General features: G+C 60.1%; 18 protein-coding genes. 9 read left to right on the top strand and 9 right to left on the bottom strand.

Annotated elements, in window-relative coordinates; all coding sequences use genetic code 11:
- Window positions 1-43: 43 nt before the first annotated feature.
- The 4 genes from nusB to FVE67_RS07880 are packed head-to-tail and all read right to left on the bottom strand — an operon-like array spanning window position 44 to window position 3,150.
- A complete protein-coding gene (nusB, locus tag FVE67_RS07895; protein ID WP_168720063.1) occupies window positions 44-463 on the bottom strand; it encodes a transcription antitermination factor NusB in 420 nt (139 codons plus the stop codon).
- Window positions 454-1,476, bottom strand: coding sequence for a glycosyltransferase family 4 protein (locus tag FVE67_RS07890; RefSeq protein ID WP_168720062.1), 1,023 nt, complete (start codon window positions 1,474-1,476; stop codon window positions 454-456). The genes nusB and FVE67_RS07890 overlap by 10 nt, the downstream gene beginning before the upstream one ends.
- A complete protein-coding gene (gene ribH / locus FVE67_RS07885) occupies window positions 1,473-1,934 on the bottom strand; it encodes a 6,7-dimethyl-8-ribityllumazine synthase (protein ID WP_168720061.1) in 462 nt (153 codons plus the stop codon). Before ribH ends, FVE67_RS07890 begins: the two co-directional genes overlap by 4 nt.
- Window positions 1,935-1,944: 10 nt before the next feature.
- Window positions 1,945-3,150 (bottom strand): bifunctional 3,4-dihydroxy-2-butanone-4-phosphate synthase/GTP cyclohydrolase II, encoded by a 1,206-nt coding sequence (locus FVE67_RS07880; RefSeq protein ID WP_168720060.1) that lies wholly within the window; start codon window positions 3,148-3,150, stop codon window positions 1,945-1,947.
- A gap of 43 nt (window positions 3,151-3,193) precedes the next feature.
- Between FVE67_RS07880 and murJ the strand changes: the two genes are divergently transcribed.
- The 4 genes from murJ to FVE67_RS07860 are packed head-to-tail and all read left to right on the top strand — an operon-like array spanning window position 3,194 to window position 7,018.
- The gene (gene murJ, locus FVE67_RS07875; RefSeq protein WP_168720059.1) at window positions 3,194-4,771 is read left to right on the top strand and encodes a murein biosynthesis integral membrane protein MurJ; all 1,578 of its coding nucleotides are present in this window, start codon (window positions 3,194-3,196) and stop codon (window positions 4,769-4,771) included.
- A complete protein-coding gene (locus FVE67_RS07870) occupies window positions 4,746-5,447 on the top strand; it encodes a GGDEF domain-containing protein (protein ID WP_168720058.1) in 702 nt (233 codons plus the stop codon). The genes murJ and FVE67_RS07870 overlap by 26 nt, the downstream gene beginning before the upstream one ends.
- On the top strand, window positions 5,437-6,516 hold the full coding sequence (aroC, locus tag FVE67_RS07865) for a chorismate synthase (RefSeq protein WP_168720057.1): 1,080 nt from the start codon (window positions 5,437-5,439) through the stop codon (window positions 6,514-6,516). Before FVE67_RS07870 ends, aroC begins: the two co-directional genes overlap by 11 nt.
- Window positions 6,500-7,018 (top strand): flagellar basal body-associated FliL family protein, encoded by a 519-nt coding sequence (locus FVE67_RS07860; RefSeq protein WP_168720056.1) that lies wholly within the window; start codon window positions 6,500-6,502, stop codon window positions 7,016-7,018. Before aroC ends, FVE67_RS07860 begins: the two co-directional genes overlap by 17 nt.
- Here the strand turns inward: FVE67_RS07860 and FVE67_RS07855 are convergent.
- Window positions 6,978-7,220 (bottom strand): DUF4911 domain-containing protein, encoded by a 243-nt coding sequence (locus FVE67_RS07855; protein WP_168720055.1) that lies wholly within the window; start codon window positions 7,218-7,220, stop codon window positions 6,978-6,980. The genes FVE67_RS07860 and FVE67_RS07855 overlap by 41 nt on opposite strands.
- A gap of 41 nt (window positions 7,221-7,261) precedes the next feature.
- Between FVE67_RS07855 and recJ the strand changes: the two genes are divergently transcribed.
- From recJ to FVE67_RS07840, 3 genes are read left to right on the top strand one after another with little or no spacing between them, the layout of a single operon-like run.
- Window positions 7,262-8,989, top strand: coding sequence for a single-stranded-DNA-specific exonuclease RecJ (recJ, locus tag FVE67_RS07850; RefSeq protein WP_168720054.1), 1,728 nt, complete (start codon window positions 7,262-7,264; stop codon window positions 8,987-8,989).
- 4 nt (window positions 8,990-8,993) lie between these two features.
- A complete protein-coding gene (locus FVE67_RS07845) occupies window positions 8,994-10,358 on the top strand; it encodes a phosphomannomutase/phosphoglucomutase (RefSeq protein ID WP_168720053.1) in 1,365 nt (454 codons plus the stop codon).
- Window positions 10,359-10,802, top strand: a complete 444-nt coding sequence (locus tag FVE67_RS07840; protein ID WP_168720052.1) for a DciA family protein — start codon at window positions 10,359-10,361, stop codon at window positions 10,800-10,802.
- Here the strand turns inward: FVE67_RS07840 and FVE67_RS07835 are convergent.
- The 4 genes from FVE67_RS07835 to recN all read right to left on the bottom strand — a co-directional run bounded on the left by FVE67_RS07835 (window position 10,753) and on the right by recN (window position 14,848).
- The gene (locus FVE67_RS07835) at window positions 10,753-11,490 is read right to left on the bottom strand and encodes a tRNA1(Val) (adenine(37)-N6)-methyltransferase (RefSeq protein ID WP_168720051.1); all 738 of its coding nucleotides are present in this window, start codon (window positions 11,488-11,490) and stop codon (window positions 10,753-10,755) included. The two genes, FVE67_RS07840 and FVE67_RS07835, sit on opposite strands and share 50 nt — an antisense overlap.
- A gap of 64 nt (window positions 11,491-11,554) precedes the next feature.
- A complete protein-coding gene (locus FVE67_RS07830; RefSeq protein ID WP_168720050.1) occupies window positions 11,555-12,319 on the bottom strand; it encodes an SAM hydrolase/SAM-dependent halogenase family protein in 765 nt (254 codons plus the stop codon).
- Window positions 12,316-13,254: a hypothetical protein gene (locus FVE67_RS07825; protein ID WP_168720049.1), complete on the bottom strand. Its 939-nt coding sequence runs from the start codon at window positions 13,252-13,254 to the stop codon at window positions 12,316-12,318. The genes FVE67_RS07830 and FVE67_RS07825 overlap by 4 nt, the downstream gene beginning before the upstream one ends.
- Window positions 13,247-14,848 carry a DNA repair protein RecN gene (gene recN, locus FVE67_RS07820; protein ID WP_168720048.1) on the bottom strand — a complete coding sequence of 534 codons (1,602 nt, stop codon included), beginning with the start codon at window positions 14,846-14,848 and terminating at the stop codon, window positions 13,247-13,249. Before recN ends, FVE67_RS07825 begins: the two co-directional genes overlap by 8 nt.
- Window positions 14,849-15,204: 356 nt before the next feature.
- Here recN and recA point away from each other — a divergent pair, with 356 nt between their 5' ends.
- Both recA and rfaE1 read left to right on the top strand, forming a co-directional pair.
- Window positions 15,205-16,230 (top strand): recombinase RecA, encoded by a 1,026-nt coding sequence (gene recA, locus FVE67_RS07815; RefSeq protein ID WP_168720047.1) that lies wholly within the window; start codon window positions 15,205-15,207, stop codon window positions 16,228-16,230.
- 1 nt (window position 16,231) lies between these two features.
- On the top strand, window positions 16,232-17,209 hold the full coding sequence (gene rfaE1 / locus FVE67_RS07810) for a D-glycero-beta-D-manno-heptose-7-phosphate kinase (protein ID WP_246167873.1): 978 nt from the start codon (window positions 16,232-16,234) through the stop codon (window positions 17,207-17,209).
- Window position 17,210: the final 1 nt, after the last annotated feature.

Genomic DNA, 17,210 nt, shown 5'->3' with positions numbered 1-17,210 from the left:
GGCCCAAACATATAATCCCTGCCCCCAGGGGGAGCAAGGGGCTCTAAGTCTCTCGGGGCCGGACCTCGTGACGGTAAATGGCGTCCAGGATCCCGTTCACAAAGGCCGGAGAGTCCTCGCTTCCGAACTCCTTGGCCAGCTCCACGGCTTCATTCAGGCTGACCTTGGGAGGGATGTCCGGCCGGAAGAGGAGTTCGTAGGTGGCCAGACGCAGGATATTACGATCTGTGGCCAGCATGCGCTCGAGGCGCCAGTTCCGGGAATAGCGGGAAATGAGGGCGTCGAGTTCGTCCTTTTTTTCTTTCACCCCCTCCACTAATTCCCGGGCGAACTCGAAGGCCTCGGGGGAGGGGTTGAGGTGCTCCCGATAGGTGGCCAAGGCCTCGGCCAGGGGTACCCCGGCCACATCCCACTGATAAAGGACCTGAAGCGCGATCTGCCTTCCCTTGTGTCTCACACCCATGAAAGCTCCCGAAGATATCCCTCGAGTCTTTCCCGAAAACGGGGAAAAAGGTATTCCTGCTCCAAAATCTCCCGGCCCTTCTCCCCCAGTCTTCGGGCCAGATCCTTATCCGTTAATAATCTTCGCAGGGCCTGCGTCAAGGCTTCAGGGTTGCCGTAAGGCACGAGAAGCCCGTTCACCTGGTGTTGGACCACCTCCGGAATTCCTCCGGCCTCGGCCCCGATCACCGGTTTCTTAAAGGCCATGGCCTCTAGAAAGGCGATGCCGAAGCCTTCTCCCCCACTGGGAAGCACAAAGATATCAGAGACCCGATAAAAGGGAGCCGTCTTACGCCTTTCCCCGAAAAAGTGCACCCCGGAGGAAAGGCCCAGCTTTGCGCTCCGGGCGAGATATTCCGGAAGAAGATCCCCTCCCCCCACCACCAGATACTGGAGAGTGGGAAACTCTTCCTTAAGGCGGGCCAAGGCCTCAAGGACCAGGTCCACTCCCTTGTAAGAGGCCGAGCGCGAAAGACGGGCCACGGTAAGGAGATAGGGTCCGGGGGCCGAAAGCTGCAGGGTCTCGCTCTGGTCTTCAAAGGCGGGATCCAAGGCCGGAGGCAGGTGAAACCACCTGTTTTGGAGGCGGTTTTCGGCAAGAAAGCGCCGGGCCGTATAGTGGCTCACGGAAAAGAACCCCTGGGCCTTTCGAAAGACCCAGCGGGCCAGGGCCGGATACCTCCGCCAGGCCTCCACCCCATGGAGCACAAAGAGATAAGGTTCTCTACGCAGAAGAAGAAAAAGGGCCTGGGGCCAAAGGGTAAGACGGTTAAAAAAGGCCGGCCCTTTCATTAAAAGGCGCTTGCGAGAGAAGGCGCGGGCAAAGACATAGCCTTCGTCCGGGGATTCCGGGACCAGGGTGTAGATACGGATCTCCGGGAATATTTCGGCCAGAGCCCGGGCCAGAAGCCGGGCGTAGGCCGCTTCTCCGCTTATCTCCCGAAAGAAAGAAGGGGCAACAAGGGCCGGACTCAAAGCTGGGCCAGGAGATCGGCCATTTCCAGAGCGGCCATGGCGGCCTCAAAGCCTTTGTTACCCGCCTTGGTGCCGGCCCTTTCCACGGCCTGCTCGATGGTATCGGTAGTGAGAACGCCGAAGATCACCGGGACCCCGGTCTCCAGGGCCACCTGGGCCACACCCTTGGCGCATTCGGAGGCCACATACTCAAAATGGGGCGTAGCCCCCCGAATGATCGCCCCCAGACAGATCACCGCCTGGTATTGACCACTTGAGGCCAGTCTTTTGGCCGCAAGCGGTATCTCAAAGGACCCCGGGACCCAGACCACGGTCACATCTTCCTCCCGCACCCCATGACGAAAGAGGGCATCAAAGGCCCCCTTGAGGAGTTCCTTACTGATAAAAGAATTGAACCGTCCCACCACGATGGCCACCTTAACCCCTTCGCCGCGATAACGCCCTTGGATCTCTTTCATGGGCCGCCTCCTAGTAGTCAAAAAAACTCAAAAGATGCCCCATCTTCTCTTTCTTGCACTTGAGATAGCGGTAATTTTCCTGATGGGGCCGGATCTCAATAGGCACCCGTTCCACCACCTTGAGTCCGTAACCCTCAAGACCTACGATCTTTTTGGGGTTATTGGTCATGAGCCGCATACGCCGGACCCCCAGATCACGCAGGATCTGGGCCCCGATACCGTAGTCCCGGAGATCCGCCTTAAAGCCCAAGGCCTGGTTGGCCTCCACCGTATCCTTACCCTCGTCCTGGAGCCGATAGGCCCGCAATTTGTTGAGCAGTCCGATCCCCCGACCCTCCTGACGCAGATAGAGGAGAACCCCCCGGCCCTCTTCGGCAATCATCTCCAGGGCCCGCATGAGCTGCGGCCCGCAGTCACAGCGCAGGGACCCGAAAACATCCCCGGTGAGACACTCCGAGTGGACCCGCACCAGGATGGGGTCCTCGTTGACCTCCCCCATCACCAGCGCTACATGGGTGAAGGGATCCACCAGGTTGGTATAGGCATAGAGGCGAAATTCCCCCCAGGGGGTGGGCAGGCGGGTCTCTACCTCGCGCCGGACCAGGCATTCGTTGCGCAGACGGTAGGCAATGAGGTCTCGGATGGTGATGATCTTGAGGCCGTGCCTTTCGGCGAATTTTTCCAGATCCGGGAGACGGGCCATGGTCCCGTCGTCTTTCATAATCTCACAGATCACCCCTGCCGGACGCAGACCGGCCAGGCGGGCCAGATCCACGGAGGCCTCCGTGTGCCCGGCCCGCACCAGGACCCCGCCCTCCCGGGCCCGGATGGGAAAGACATGGCCCGGGGTCACAATGTCCTCCGGGCCGCTTTGGGGATCGATGGCCACCCGAATGGTGTGGGCCCGATCGTGGGCCGAGATCCCGGTGGTCACCCCGTAGCGGGCCTCGATGGATACGGTGAAGGCCGTGTCAAAGCGGGTCCCGTGCCGCCGGGGCTGAAGGGGAAGCTGAAGGCGCTCCACATCCTCCGGGGTAAGCGTAAGGCAAATGAGCCCGCGGCCGTACTTGGCCATAAAGTTAATGGCCTCCGGGGTGACCTTTTCGGCAGCCATGACCAGGTCACCCTCGTTTTCCCGGTCCTCGTCATCCACTACAATGACCATGCGCCCGGCCCGGATATCCTCTAGGGCCTCCTCAATAGTGGCGATGGGCATCTCTTTCCTCCCCAAAAAGGTGTTTTTATTATAGCCTACAAGCGTGAGGTCTCGAAGGCGCCGTCCGGAAAATTCCGGTCAAAAGATAGCCCGTCGGGCCCGATCTGTCACGGCCGCGGTTATCCTGAGCCGTCTTCTGGGGCTGGTGCGGGAACAGGTGCTGGCGGCCTTTCTGGGGGCCGGTCGGGAGATGGACGCCTTTGTAGTGGGCTACCGTATCCCCAACCTCCTGCGGGATCTCTTTGCCGAAGGGGCCCTGGGAATGGCCTTCACCCGGGTCTTCAGCGCCACCCGGGAAAGGGAGGGAGAAGACGCGGCCTTCGAGGCCGCCCGGGAGGCCCTTACGGTCTTCGGGATCCTGGTCCTGATGGTGGTCCTCTTGGGGGAGATCCTGGCCCCCCATCTCGTGGGCCTCATCGCTCCGGACTTTAAAAACCTCCCGGAGAAATTCTCCCTTTCCGTTCTTCTTACCCGCATCATGTGGCCTTTCCTCTTTTTCATCAGTCTTTCGGCCATTCTGGCGGGTATGCTCAACACCTTTGGGGTCTTCTTCTGGCCGGCGGCCTCCTCCGCCCTTTTCAATCTCTCGGCCATCGTCGGAGGTCTGGTCCTTTACTTTTTCTTCCCCTCTTTAGGGCTTCCTCCGGTGGCCGGATTCGCCACCGGGGTCCTTCTCGGCGGGGCCCTGCAGATGGGCTTTAACGGCTTCTTTCTGGCCCGCAAGGGCTTTTCCTTTCGTCTGCGGCCGGCCTTTTCTTCTCCGGCGGTGAAAGAGACCCTACGCCTGGTGGGGCCTTCGGTCTTGGGGCTCTCGGCGGTCCAGATCAATGTATTTCTGAACACCTATTTTGCCACCTCCTGTGGGGAAGGGGCGGTCTCCTGGCTGGCCTACGCCTTCCGACTGATGTATGTGCCTCTGGGGCTTTTCGGAGTGGGCCTTTCCTTGGCCCTCCTTCCCACCGCCAGCAGAGAGGTGGCCCGGGGTGATCAGAGGGCCTTGAGGGAAAGCTTCTCTTCCTCCCTTTTGGTAGGCCTCAGCCTTTCCCTGCCCTCGGCCGCGGGACTGGTCATCCTCTCCGAGCCCATTGTACGGCTGATCTTTGAACACGGACGCTTTCTTCCCTCGGATACCCTGCACACCGCGCAGGCCCTTTCCTTTTTCGCCCTAGGGCTTCCCTTTTACGGGGCCACCAAGGTCATGGTCCCGGTCTACTATGCCCTGGGCAACACCTTAATCCCGGCGCTCTCGAGCGTGCTCGCCGTAGGGGTAAACCTCCTGGTGATCCTCCTCACCCTCCCCCTTCTCAACTTTAAGGCCATCGCCCTGGGGACCGCGGTTTCTCTGGCCGCCCAGAGCATTTTTCTCCTGATTTTTCTCCGGGCCCAAATTCCGGGCTTGATTCCTCGAAAATTTTTGCTAGGATTGTTCAAAATTTTGACAAAAACCCTTTTGATGGGTGGACTTGCTTTTATATTACGGGAGCGATGGCCGATCTGGATCCTGATCCCACTGTGTGGAGCCTTTTTCCTTCTTCTGGCCCGGCTCATGGGTCCGGAAGAAGCTTTATATTTTTGGAGATTAGGGATGCGAAGCCGTGAATCTAGCCAGCGATCTTCCTGAAAAGGCCCTTTTTGCCCTTAGAGAACTCTATCAAAAGGTAGAAAACCCTTCTTTTCGAGAGAAACTGGATCTCATTAGGCAAGCCTACGAAGTCCTTTACCAGGAATATTCCAAGGATTTTTTGACCGGACTTTACAATCGGCGAAGTTTTGAAGAGGCCCTAGAGAAGGCCATTGAAAGGGCCCGGAGGGAAGAAATTTCCTTTACTCTCTTAATGCTGGATATCGATCACTTTAAAAAGATCAACGACACCTACGGACACGACTTCGGCGATCAGGTCCTGCGCACCATCGGCCAGATCCTTCTTAAGACCCTGCGCAAGATAGATTTTCCTGCCCGTTACGGAGGGGAAGAGTTCACAGTTATCCTCCCCGGCACCGGACCTCACGGAGGTTTCGGAGCCGCTCGGCGCCTCAAGCGGGCTATTGAATCCTATCCCTTTGAGGGCCCCCAGGGGCGGGTCAAAATCACGGTAAGTATCGGAGGGGCCACTTATCGTCCCTACTATCGTTTGGGAGCCCGGGAGTTTTTGCGTGAAGTGGACCGCTTGCTTTATTCGGCTAAAGAGGCCGGACGAAACGCCATCGCCTTTAAGGCCGAGCTAGAGCCCGCCCCCGAGGGTCTGACCCAGGCCGAAAGGGCCCTCCTTTTCCGGGGCTTCAAAGATGAGCGGTAACACCTGGGGAAGGCTCTTCCGGGTAACCACCTTCGGAGAGTCCCACGGGCGGGCCCTGGGAGCGGTGATTGACGGCTGTCCTCCGGGCATTCCCCTTTCCGAAGAAGACATCCAGCAAGACCTCGAAAGACGCCGCCCCGGAAAACACCGGGGAGAGAGTCCCCGCAAGGAACCAGATCGGGTGGAGATCCTTTCGGGGGTCTTCGAAGGGCTCACCCTAGGGACCCCTATCGCGCTGGTCATTTGGAACAAGGATCCCCGACCTTCGGCCTACGAGCCCCTAAAAGATGTTTTCCGTCCCGGCCATGGGGACTGGAGCTACTATTGGAAATATGGCCGGAGGGACTGGCGGGGAGGAGGTCGAGCCAGCGGGCGGGAGACCGTGGCCCGGGTGGCTGCCGGAGCGGTAGCCCGAAAGGTCCTGGCCACTTATGGGATAGAGGTTCGGGCCTACACGGTGGCCCTGGGGGGCATCCGGGCAGAAAAGTGGGACCCGGCGGAGGCCGAACGCAACCACCTTTTTTGTCCCGACCCCGAGGCCTACGAGAGGATGTGTGCGCGGATCGAGGAGGCCCGCCGGGAGGGGGATAGCCTAGGAGGGGTGGTGGAGATACGGGCCACCGGGGTCCCTCCCGGACTGGGAGAGCCGGTCTTCGACAAACTGGATGCCGAGCTGGCCAAGGCCCTCATGGGTATCGGGGCGGTAAAAGGGGTGGAGATCGGGGCCGGCTTTGCGGCGGCGGAAAAGAGGGGCTCTGAAAATAACGATCCTCTCACCCCCGAGGGGTTCCTTTCCAATAACGCGGGAGGAGTGCTGGCGGGAATCTCCTCCGGCCAAGAGATCATTTGCCGGGTGGCGGTAAAACCCATCCCCAGCATCGCCAAAGAGCAAAAGACCATCAATGAGCGCGGAGAGCCGGTTACCATCCGCATCGGTGGCCGACACGATGTCTCGGCCATCCCCCGCATTGTTCCGGTCTGCGAGGCCATGGTCCGCTTGGTGCTCACGGATTTCCTCTTAAGACAACTGGCCCTCAAGGCCTTCCGCACCCATGAACCGTTACCTTAAGACCTTCCTTCTCCTCTTTTTGGTCTCCGCGGTCCTGCTTTTGATCCTCAAATGGACCGCGGTTAAGAACTTCTTGGTAAACCTTCGCCAGCCTTCTGGAGAGAGCCCCTCCATGATCCGGGCCCTGCCCTTTGACGTGCTTAAAGAAAGATCCTCCCGCAAGGCCTTGGAGGACCTCCGTAAACGGCTCACCCCTACCCAGATCCTCATCGAAGACATTGTGGCCTCCCCCCGAGGGGCCCCTCCGGGAAGATATGTAAGGGTAAGCGTGGTGGTGGAGGCCCCAGATATGGATTCCGCTCATTACTTAGAGGCCCATCGGGGAAAATTGGCCACTTTGATCTTGGATACCCTGCAGTCCTTTCCTTATGAGGAGCTTAAGCGCCGGGACGGGGTAAAACTTTTCAAAGAGGCCCTGGTGCAAAAGATAGAATTCTTTTATGGCCCCCAGGTAAAAGAGGTCAGTCTGGTAGAGTTTGAGTTTCGGCGGGCTGGCCGTTGACCCAAGGAGCAAGGTCCTCCCAGAGGGCCTTCCAGCGTCCCTCCTCTCCTGGAGAGACCAAGAGTTCCACCAAGCCCTCCTTTCCCGAAAGAGTGACCGGAAGGGCCAGATGACCACAGCCCTCGAGCACGTACTTCAAAAAGGCCAAGCGTTCCGGACGCACTCGGACCCTTATGCGCCTACTTTCCTGCGGGAGCCCCATCTCTTGACAGGCTACCACGGATCTGCCAGGCTTGAGAAGGGATGTTGAAGGTCTGGCGCTGGATCTTTCGCCTTCCCCCGCCGGAGGCGGTAGAAGTTCTGCGGCGGGAGGGAGGGTTCCCCCGTCTCCTGGCGGTCCTTCTGGCCAATCGCGGACTGACCGACCCTTCCGAGGCCTGGGCCTTTCTCCATCCTCGTCTTACGGACTTTGCCGACCCCTTCGAAATCCCGGACATGGTCGAAGCCGTAAAGCTCTTGAGCCAAGAGATCGAAGCCGGCCGTCCCATAGGCCTTTACGGGGACTATGATGCCGACGGTCTCTGCGGAACAGCCCTTCTCCATACCTTTTTGCGAGAAATTGGGGCCCGAACCACCGTCCTCTTTCCTCATCGGGAACGCGACGGCTACGGGTTTCACGCCCACCTCCTGCCTTTTTTTCGGGAACAGGGCGTAAGGCTGGTGGTCACCGTGGACTGCGGGATTGCCGCGGCGGAAGCCGTAGCCGAGGCTCGACGCCTGGGCCTTTCGGTAATCGTGACCGATCATCACGAACTTCCCTCCCGGCTCCCTCCGGCCGAAGCCGTGGTCACCGGAAAGCGCACTCCCAGGGGCTCCCCCTTTTATGATCTCTCTGGAGCGGGTATGGCCCTGGCCCTGGTGCGGGCCCTGCGCAAGTACCTTTATGAAAGGGGCTTTTTTAACCAAAGACCTATCCCCAACCTTCGGCGCTACCTCGATCTTGCGGCCCTGGCTACGGTGGCCGACCTGGTCCCTCTTTACGGGGAAAATCGCCTGATCGTCTTTTTCGGGCTGCAGGAACTTTCACAGACGGAACGACCCGGACTGAAGGCCCTAAAAGAGGTGGCCGGATTAAACGGGGCCGTGGGGCCGGAGGAGGTCTCTTTTCGTCTGGCTCCGCGTCTCAACGCCGCCGGACGCCTGGGAGAGGCCACCCCGGCCTTCGAACTCCTGGTGACGGAAGATCCGACCCGGGCCCGAGAACTGGCCCGGGAACTTAATCGCTTAAACGGAGAACGCCAGCGGGTGGAAGAAGAGGTGCTCCGCGAGGCCCGGGAGAGACTGCTCGCTCTCCCGGAGATCCCCCCGGCGGTGGTCCTTTCTGGAGACTGGCCCCTGGGAGTCCTGGGGCTGGTGGCCGGAAAACTTGCCGAGGAACTTTACCGCCCGGTGGTCCTCCTTACCCGCAAGGGAGAGATCCTCAAGGGCTCGGGAAGAAGCATTCCGGAAGTGGATCTCTATGAAGCCTTCTGTCGGGCGGGAAAACATCTCCTTTCCTTCGGAGGGCATCCGGCAGCCGGAGGGGTAAAACTCTCTCCGGAGAAGAAAAAGGACTTTGCCCAGGCCTTGGGAGCTGCGGTAAGGGAAATCCTGGCCGAAAAGGGCCTTCGGCTTTCGGATCTTTCTCCCTGGTTAGAGCTTGAGGCCACGGCCCGGGTGGGGGAACTTCTGGAGCCGGATTTTCTGGAAGCCTTTGAGCGCCTGGGACCTTTTGGCCCAGGAAATCCGGAGCCGGTGCTGGCCCTTTCCAATTTTGAAGTCCGGGGAGCCCGACTCCTGGCAGAAAAACATCTGCGTTTTACCCTCTGGCAGGAAGGGGCCGGGCTTTCCGCCGTAGGGTTCAATCTGGGGGAGAAGGCCTTATCTTTAGTGGAAGAGGGTGGGGTCTGGGTGGCCGCAAGCCCGGTCTTTTCCGAATTTCAGGGCCGGCGCTATCTGGAACTGCGCATAAAGGATCTCAAAAGGAGGTAAGCTCATGAAAATAAATCCTTACATCTTTAGGGAATACGACATCCGGGGAAAGGTAGGGGAAGATTTCACCCCGGAGGTGGTGAGGGCCATAGGTCGGGCCTACGGCACGGTCATAAAACGGCGCGGAGGGCGAAGGGTGGTCTGTGGCCGGGACGGTCGCCTCTCCAGCCCGGAACTCCAGGAAGCCCTCATAGAAGGTATCACCTCCGCCGGGGTCTCGGTGGCCAACATCGGCCTAACTCCTACCCCGGTCATGTATTTCGCTCTGCATTACTTCGAAGGCTATGACGGAGGTATCCAGGTCACCGGCTCCCACAACCCCCCGGATATGAACGGGCTCAAGATCTGCGTGGGAAAGGAGACCATCTACGGAGACCAGATCCGAGCCCTCTACACCTTGATCGAGAAGGAGGACTTCGAGAGCGGGCAGGGCTCGGTCACCGAGCTTGAGGCCCTCGGGCCATACAAGGATTATCTGGTGCAAAATATCCGCCTTTCTCGACCGCTCAAGGTGGTGCTCGATCCGGGAAACGGGGTCTGTGCCCTTACGGCCCCGGAGGTCTTCGAACGCCTGGGCTGTGAGGTCACCTGTCTTTTCTGCGAAGTGGATGGGACCTTTCCCAACCACCATCCCGACCCCGTGGTTCCCGAAAACCTTAAGGCCCTGCGGGAAAAGGTGGTAGAAACGGGAGCGGACTTCGGAGTGGGCTACGACGGAGACGGTGACCGCCTGGGGGTGGTGGACGAGAAGGGGGAGATCCTCTGGGGAGATCAACTGATGATCCTTTTTGCGGAGAAGGTGCTTTCCGTACATCCTGGAGGCCTCATTATCGGAGAGGTCAAGTGTTCCCAGGTGATGTACGAAGAGATCGAACGCCTGGGGGGACGGCCCCTGATGTGGAAGACCGGCCATTCTCTTATCAAGGGCAAAATGAAAGAGACCGGGGCCCTTCTTGCCGGAGAGATGAGTGGCCACATCTTTTTTGCCGATCGCTGGTTCGGCTTTGATGACGGGGTTTACGCCAGTTTGCGCCTGGCGGAGATCGTTTCCGAGCGTTCCGAACCCCTTTCGGCCTGGCGGGCCCGCCTTCCTCAAACTTACAGTACCCCGGAGATCCGGGTGGAGTGTCCGGACGAAATCAAGTTCCGGGTAGTGGAGGCCCTCACCCGCCGGCTCAAGGAGGAGGGTCTTCAGGTTATCGACGTGGACGGAGCCCGGGTGGTCTTTCCCGACGGCTGGGGTCTGGTTCGGGCTTCCAATACGCAGCCGGTCCTGGTCCTGCGTTTTGAGGCCAAGAGCCCGGAGCGCCTGACCGAGATCCAAAATTTTATCGAATCCCGGCTCAAAGAGGTTCAGGAGGCCTTCTAATTGGAGACCCTGGGGAGGATACTCCATCGCCTCTTTTTACTTCCGGGCTGGCGGGAGCGTTTGCGGGCCTGGGAGATCCTATGGGACTGGGAGGAGATCGTAGGGGAGGAAGTGGCCTCCCGCACCTGGCCCCTTTCCTTTGCCCAGGGGAGGCTCACCCTGGGGGTCACCGACTCCACTTGGGCCAGTGCCCTGCGCTTTGAAGTCCCGCGTCTTCTCGAACTCTTGAACCAGCGGGCGGGAGAGCGCCTCTTTCGGGAAATCCGCTTCCAGATCACTAGACCCCCGGGCAAGTCTCGCCCCCGAAATCCCCGGCGTCCCCTAACCCCGGAAGAAAAAGCCCGCATCGAGGCCTCGGTCCAGGTGATCGAGGACCCTGAACTGCGGGAGGTCTTCAAGGCCTGGGGACAAGCCCTTCTTCGGGCCGGGCGAAAAAGTGCCTGAGCTCTTCGGAATATTCCCCTCCCGGGACCTCGTGGATAAAGAGGGGAGGCTCCAGTCGGGCCTCGGTGCGTCCTCCGGCCACGGCCTCGGCCAGAAAGAAGCGGGCCTCCTTTCCCGGGGCGGGATACACCGGACGTATTCTCCGCGGAGAAAGATCCTTCTGTCGCATTTCCGAAAGGACTTCCGCCAATCTCAAGGACGTATGGACCAGAAATAGACGGCCTCCGGTCTTGAGGGCCTGGCGGGCGGCCCGTAAAAAATCTCCCAGACTGGCCCGGGCCTCGGTGCGGGCCAGAAGATGGGACTCTTCCGGAGGAAGACGCCCACTCTGAGGAGGTTTAAAAGGAGGGTTGCTCACCACCACCTCAAAGACTCCGCCTTTCAAAGGCAGTCTCCGCAGATCTCCTCGTAGCGGGAAGACTCGTCCCTCCAAGGCGTTTTCCCGCACCGTACGCCTCAGGGCCTGGCATAGGATCTCCTGGATTTCCAGGGCTACTATCTTTGTCCCCGGATAGCGCAAGGCCAGTACCGCAGCAATCACCCCGCAGCCGGCCCCTAGGTCCAGCACCCGCTCCCGGCCTCGAAGATGCACAAATCCGGAAAGAAGGAGGGCTTCCAGGGAAAACCGATAGCCCTCCCGGGGTTGAACAATGCACAGCCTCCCCCCAAAAAGACGAGAGCTCTCCATAAGATTCCCCGTTTTTGCCCCGGATTGGTCGGTTGAAGCCGGCAAACCGCCCTCCTCAGGAAAACTAGAATAGGACCAGAATCTCCGGCTCGGGGCCGAAAACTTCCGCAGCCGAACCCCGGTTTACGGCGATCTCCAGAAAGCCATCGCTTCCCCAGAGGGCCAAGGGGTGCCCCTCCGGGACCTCCGCGTAGGTCCCTGCGAAGGGGATCTCACGCCCGGCCACCAACACCCTGAAACCCCTTTCGGGAAGATGCTCCCGGGTGGCGGCGGTGATGAGATTCCCGAAGCGGTCTACCCGCAGGACCGGGACCTTAAGCCCTCCGGGCCGAGGCTCCGGACGGGGCCAGAGAAGGAGGACCGGATCGGAAACGCGAGAACCGCATTCCTCAGGGGGAAGCCCGGAAAGGAGGGCCGCGGCGGCCGGGGCAAAAAGGTCCCGGCCGTGAAAGGTGCGGCTGGGCTCCGGGAGCAGAAACCGCTCTACCTCCAGCGCGTAAAGTTTGAAGTGGCGGTGGGAAAGGAAAAGGGGGGTAAAAAGGCCATTGTCCGGCCCGAGGAAGAGATACCCCTCGGTCTCAAGAAGAAGGGCCCGCCTTTCGGTTCCTACCCCGGGATCCACTACACAGACAAAGAGGGAGCCTTGAGGAAAATACCGGTAGGAGACCCAAAGTTCGTAGGCCGCAGTGCGCACATCCTGGGGCGGGATCTCGTGGGTAAGATCCACCAGGACCGCCTCCGGGACCCGGGAAAGGATAACCCCTTTCATCACCCCCACATAATGGTCCGCCAGCCCGAAATCCGTAAGAAGGACCACCGGGCCTTTCATGACCTCTCACGAAACTCTTCCAGTTCCACTTCTGAAAGGTCCCGGGCCTTGGGGGTGTAGCGCTTCAAGATCTCCTTTACTTTCTCGAGATCCCCCTGACCCTCCACCAGGAGTCCGGTGGGCCCTGGCACTCCTCTTATCTTGAAAAGCCGATCCTCCGGCCGGGCCAATTCCGCCAGTCGCCGGTTTTCCGCCTCCTTGCGTCCCACCACCAACCAGAAACCCTCTTCCACAAAATGTCTTCCGAGGAGGGCCAGCTCTGCCTCGCGCACGGAAAGACCACCCCGGAGCTCCAGCAACCTTAGAATCCTCTCTCCAATGGTGGGATCGGTGAGGATGCAACCCCCGGCCGGGGTGGGATAGTCGGTAATCCCGAACTCCCGAGCCAGCCGCATCTGGGGTTTGCGCCCTCGGCCGCGGAAATCGTAGAGTTTTTCTCGGTCCACCAGCCCCTTCTTCTCCGGCTCTGTGGGCGGAAGATGTTTGGCGCAGAGAGGGCGCAAAAGGATCCCCTCTACCCCGGCCTCCTTTTCAATATGGCGCATAATGTGGCGACGCTGACTCATAGGGCGCTGGCCCACCACCTCTCCGGTGGCCAGAAAGTCCGCCCCCACTTCGGACATTACTTCCCGGGCCTTACGCAACATAAGGATCTTGCAGTCGATACAGGGATTGGCTGCGGAACCATAGCCGTGAGGCGGGGCCTTAAGCATCTCAAGGTATTCTTCACTAATATCCCGGACAATCCCCCGAAAACCGTATTTTTCTCGCATCAGTCGGTCAAATTCTTCTTCCCGTCCCCGCCAGCCCCAGTGAAAAAAAGGCGTAATAAAACGCACGGCCCAGACCTCAATCCCCTGGGCCTGGAGGACCTTTCCGGCAAGCAGGCTGTCCAGCCCCCCGGAAAAAAGAAGAAGACCCCGGGCCCTAGACATGCTCTTCCCCCAGCATCCGTAACCACTCCCTCTCCCTTTCTTCCCCAGAGAGTTCCCGCACCCGGGTGAAGGCCTGCGCGCCCAGGACCTCTTTTTCCACGACGAAGTGCCGATCGGCCAGACGGGCAATCTGAGGAAGGTGCGTGATGCAAATCACCTGATCCCTCTGGGAAAGCTCCCGGAGTTTTTCCCCTACCCGGACTGCGGCCCTTCCCCCCACTCCAGAGTCCACCTCGTCGAAGATAAGGCAGGCGGCCCGATCCCTTTCGGCAAGGGCCCCTTTGAGGGCCAGGAAGATACGAGAAAGCTCCCCCCCGGAGGCCACTTTTTCCAAAGGCCGCTCCGGGGTCCCGGGATTGGTGCGCACCAGAAATTCCACCCGGTCGAGCCCCTCCGGGCCCAGGGCCTCGGGCCGAACCTCTTCCCGCTGGACTTCTACCCGGAATTCCGCCCCGGTAAAGGCCAGGCCAGAAAGCTCTTCGGTCACCCTCCGGGAGAGTTCCGCCGCCGCCCGAATCCTTTCTGAAGAAAGCTCAAGGGCCAGCCCCAAGGCCTCCTCGGCCAGCCGGCCTTCCTCAGCCACAAGATCCGCCAGGCGATCCTCCCCCCCTTCCAGTCTCTCTCTCCGGGCCTTAAGTTCCACCAGGGTCTCCAGGATCTCCTCCACCGTGCTCCCGTACTTGCGTTTGAGATTCTGCAAGCGGGCCAGCCGGGCCTCCACCTCTTCCAGACGGGAGTCATCCTCCGGGAGGGAGGTCAGACGCCCTTGGAGCTCGCGCTCCCCCTCCAGGACCTCATAGTAGGCCCCCTCAAGGCGCGCCAGGAGGCCCGAAAGTCCCTCCTCGAAACGCGCCAGCCCCCGGAGGGCGGAGAGGGCCTGGGAAAGCTCCCTTCCGGCCACAGAAAGGGCCCGCACCCCCTCGGAAAGCCCTTCTTTAAGCCGGGTCAGGTTCCGCAGGACCTCTCTTTCCCGCTCTAGTTCCTCATCTTCCCCGGGACAAAGGCCGGCCTCCTCAATTTCCCGGATCTGAAACTCCAGAAAGTCCCGCTCCCGGGCCAGGCGGGAACACTCTTCCTCTAGACGCCGGCGTTCCTCCCGCAGCTTGCGCAGATGGGAGAAGACCTCCCGATAGCGACGCCGAAGATCTTCTGTCCCGGCAAAGGCGTCCAGTAGCCGCAGGCGATATTCCGGAGAAAGGAGGGCCCGGAACTCATGCTGTCCGGTAAGGACTACCAGGCCTTGGGTAACACGGGCAAGCATTTTAAGGGGCACCGGAGCCCCGTTTACGAAAATGCGGGAGCGCTCCGGGGTGATTATCCGCCGCACGAGGATCTCCTCCGCAGGCTCAAGGCCCAGGGAAGAAAGTCTTTTCGGAAGCTTCGAAGAAGCTAAGAGGGCCTCCACTACGGCCTCTTTGGCCCCGGGACGCAGGTATTCCGGACCGCCTCGCTCTCCCAGCACCAACCGCAGGGCCTTGATCAGCAAAGACTTTCCCGCCCCGGTCTCCCCGGTAAGCACCGTAAAACCCGGCCCCAGAGACAGATGGGCCTCCTCAATAAGAAGAAAATTTTGGAGCCGCAACTCCAGAAGCATACTTAATTATTACCGAGTATACAGAAAATCCGTAAGGGGAAATTTTACCCGGGGCCCCAAACTGTAGAGAGCCACCCGGAAAATTTATCTCCGGCGTCTTTGGGATCGGGATGGGCTTCCCGATCGTAGGGAAGATAGAGGGCCGAGCCACCCTGCCCTATAACTTGCAAAATGCGTTCCCCGTCTTTATCCGCAGGTCCCCTGCACTTCGAGCTTAAGCAAAGGGTCCACCCGAACTTCCGCCTTCCAACCGTAAATCATGTGCGTCCCAAGCTTCTTGCGCCGGTAAAGATCCAGATGAAAAATCTTCCCTCTTTGTGCTAAAATTATTCCCTGAAAAGTTACCGGAGGAGGATATGGCTTTAGACAAGAAAAAGGCGGTAGAGGCGGCTATCGCCCAGCTGGAGAGACAATTCGGCAAAGGGGCCATCATGCGCCTGGGGGAGACCGACCGGCGCATCGAGGCCCGGGCCATTCCCACAGGATCCCTTTCGCTGGATATCGCTACCGGCATTGGAGGGGTGCCTCGAGGCCGGATTACGGAGATCTTCGGAGCAGAGTCTTCGGGAAAGACCACTCTGGCCCTCCATATTGTGGCCCAGGCCCAGAAGGCCGGAGGGGTGGCGGCCTTCATCGATGCTGAGCACGCCCTGGACGTGCACTATGCCCAAAAATTGGGGGTTAAAGTAGAGGATCTGCTGATCAGTCAACCCGATACCGGAGAGCAGGCCCTGGAAATTGCCGAGGTCTTGGCCCGAAGCGGGGGGGTGGATGTGATCGTGGTGGACTCGGTGGCCGCCCTGGTCCCCCAGGCCGAACTTGAAGGGGCCATGGAGGATCAGCAGGTAGGGCTTCAGGCCCGACTCATGTCCAAGGCCATGCGCAAACTCACCTCCGTGGTGGCCAAGACCGAGACCGCGGTCATTTTCATTAATCAGACCCGGATGCGCATCGGCGGATTTTCCTACGGAGGCCCTCAGGAGACCACTACCGGAGGCATGGCCCTCAAATTTTACGCCACCCTGCGCATGGATATCCGCCGTATCGGACAGGTCAAGGACGGACAGGAACAGATCGGAAACCGCACCAGGGTCAAGATCGTCAAGAACAAACTGGCCCCGCCCTTCCGGGAGGCGGAGTTCGAGATCCTTTACGGGGAGGGTATCTCCCGGGAGGGAGAGTTGATCGACCTGGGGCTGGCTATGGGATTGATTGAAAAGAGTGGCTCCTGGTTTTCCTATCAGGGAGAACGCCTGGGACAGGGCCGGGAAAACGTAAGGAGACTCCTCAAAGAAAAACCGGAGCTGGCGGCAGAGATCGAGGCCCGCATCCGGGAAATGGCCGGGTTGCCCACCCGGGAGCCCACCGCCGAGGAGGCCTAGATTGGACCCCGAAACCCTCCGGGAGGCCCTCAAGGGGCTTTCCATCCTGGTGGTGGGAGACCTTATGCTCGACCAGTATTTCTGGGGAGAGGTCTCCCGCATCTCCCCCGAGGCTCCGGTTCCGGTCTTTGATCTCCGCGATATCTCCCACAGCCTTGGAGGCGCGGCCAATGTGGCCGCCAACCTGGCGGGCCTAGGGGTGCGGGCCGAACTCTGTGGACTGGTGGGGGAAGATCGGGAGGGAGAGGTCTTTTTGGAGCTAGCCCGGAGGGCTGGGCTGGGCACCCGGGCCGTGGTGCGAGACGGGGGGCGCCCCACCACGGTCAAGACCCGGGTCATCGCCCAGGCCCAACACCTCCTGCGGATCGATACCGAACGGCGGGCCTCCCCTACCCCGGAGATCCGGGAGACCCTCAAGGCCCGCCTGGAAGAGCTTCTCCCCCAGGTAAAGGCGGTAATTCTTTCGGATTATGCCAAAGGAGTCCTGGCTTCTTCCGGTTTTACCTCCTGGTTGATCGAGGAGGCCCGGCGCCAGGGTCTTCCGGTCTTTGTAGATCCCAAGGGGCTGGAGTGGCAGAAGTACGCCGGGGCCACCTGTGTAACCCCCAACCGTAAAGAATTTAGGGCTATACTGCCCACCATGGGCATTCTCGAGGAAGATCTGGAAGGAGGGGCCCGGAGGCTGGTGGAAAAGCTGGACCTCTCCTTCATGGTGGTTACCCTGGGCCCGGAGGGGATGTTCCTTTATCATCCGGAGGAGGGCTCCTGGCACTTTCCCGCGCGGGCGCGGGAAGTCTATGATGTTTCCGGTGCCGGGGACACGGCCATCGCCGCCCTGACCGCCTTTTACACCGCGGGGCTCCCCCTCAAAGAGGCGGTCTCGCTGGCCAACCTCTGCGCCGGGATCGTGGTGGGCAAGATGGGGACCAGACCGGTCTTCTGGGAGGAATTAAAAAAAGCCTTACAAAAAGGAGGGTAAC

It is taken from the genome of Thermosulfurimonas marina, from assembly GCF_012317585.1.
GTDB lineage: Bacteria > Desulfobacterota > Thermodesulfobacteria > Thermodesulfobacteriales > Thermodesulfobacteriaceae > Thermosulfurimonas_A > Thermosulfurimonas_A marina.
The sequence above is the reverse complement of the archived record's forward strand: the minus strand, read 5'-3'. Positions and strand labels throughout refer to the sequence as shown.

Coding starts and splice junctions, on each gene's coding strand:
- nusB (WP_168720063.1), bottom strand. CDS start 463: ATGGGTGTGAGACACAAGGGAAGGCAGATCGCGCTTCAGGTCCTTTAT.
- ribH (WP_168720061.1), bottom strand. CDS start 1,934: ATGAAAGAGATCCAAGGGCGTTATCGCGGCGAAGGGGTTAAGGTGGCC.
- FVE67_RS07880 (WP_168720060.1), bottom strand. CDS start 3,150: ATGCCCATCGCCACTATTGAGGAGGCCCTAGAGGATATCCGGGCCGGG.
- aroC (WP_168720057.1), top strand. CDS start 5,437: ATGAGCGGTAACACCTGGGGAAGGCTCTTCCGGGTAACCACCTTCGGA.
- FVE67_RS07860 (WP_168720056.1), top strand. CDS start 6,500: ATGAACCGTTACCTTAAGACCTTCCTTCTCCTCTTTTTGGTCTCCGCG.
- FVE67_RS07855 (WP_168720055.1), bottom strand. CDS start 7,220: ATGGGGCTCCCGCAGGAAAGTAGGCGCATAAGGGTCCGAGTGCGTCCG.
- recJ (WP_168720054.1), top strand. CDS start 7,262: ATGTTGAAGGTCTGGCGCTGGATCTTTCGCCTTCCCCCGCCGGAGGCG.
- FVE67_RS07845 (WP_168720053.1), top strand. CDS start 8,994: ATGAAAATAAATCCTTACATCTTTAGGGAATACGACATCCGGGGAAAG.
- FVE67_RS07835 (WP_168720051.1), bottom strand. CDS start 11,490: ATGGAGAGCTCTCGTCTTTTTGGGGGGAGGCTGTGCATTGTTCAACCC.
- FVE67_RS07830 (WP_168720050.1), bottom strand. CDS start 12,319: ATGAAAGGCCCGGTGGTCCTTCTTACGGATTTCGGGCTGGCGGACCAT.
- FVE67_RS07825 (WP_168720049.1), bottom strand. CDS start 13,254: ATGTCTAGGGCCCGGGGTCTTCTTCTTTTTTCCGGGGGGCTGGACAGC.
- recN (WP_168720048.1), bottom strand. CDS start 14,848: ATGCTTCTGGAGTTGCGGCTCCAAAATTTTCTTCTTATTGAGGAGGCC.
- recA (WP_168720047.1), top strand. CDS start 15,205: ATGGCTTTAGACAAGAAAAAGGCGGTAGAGGCGGCTATCGCCCAGCTG.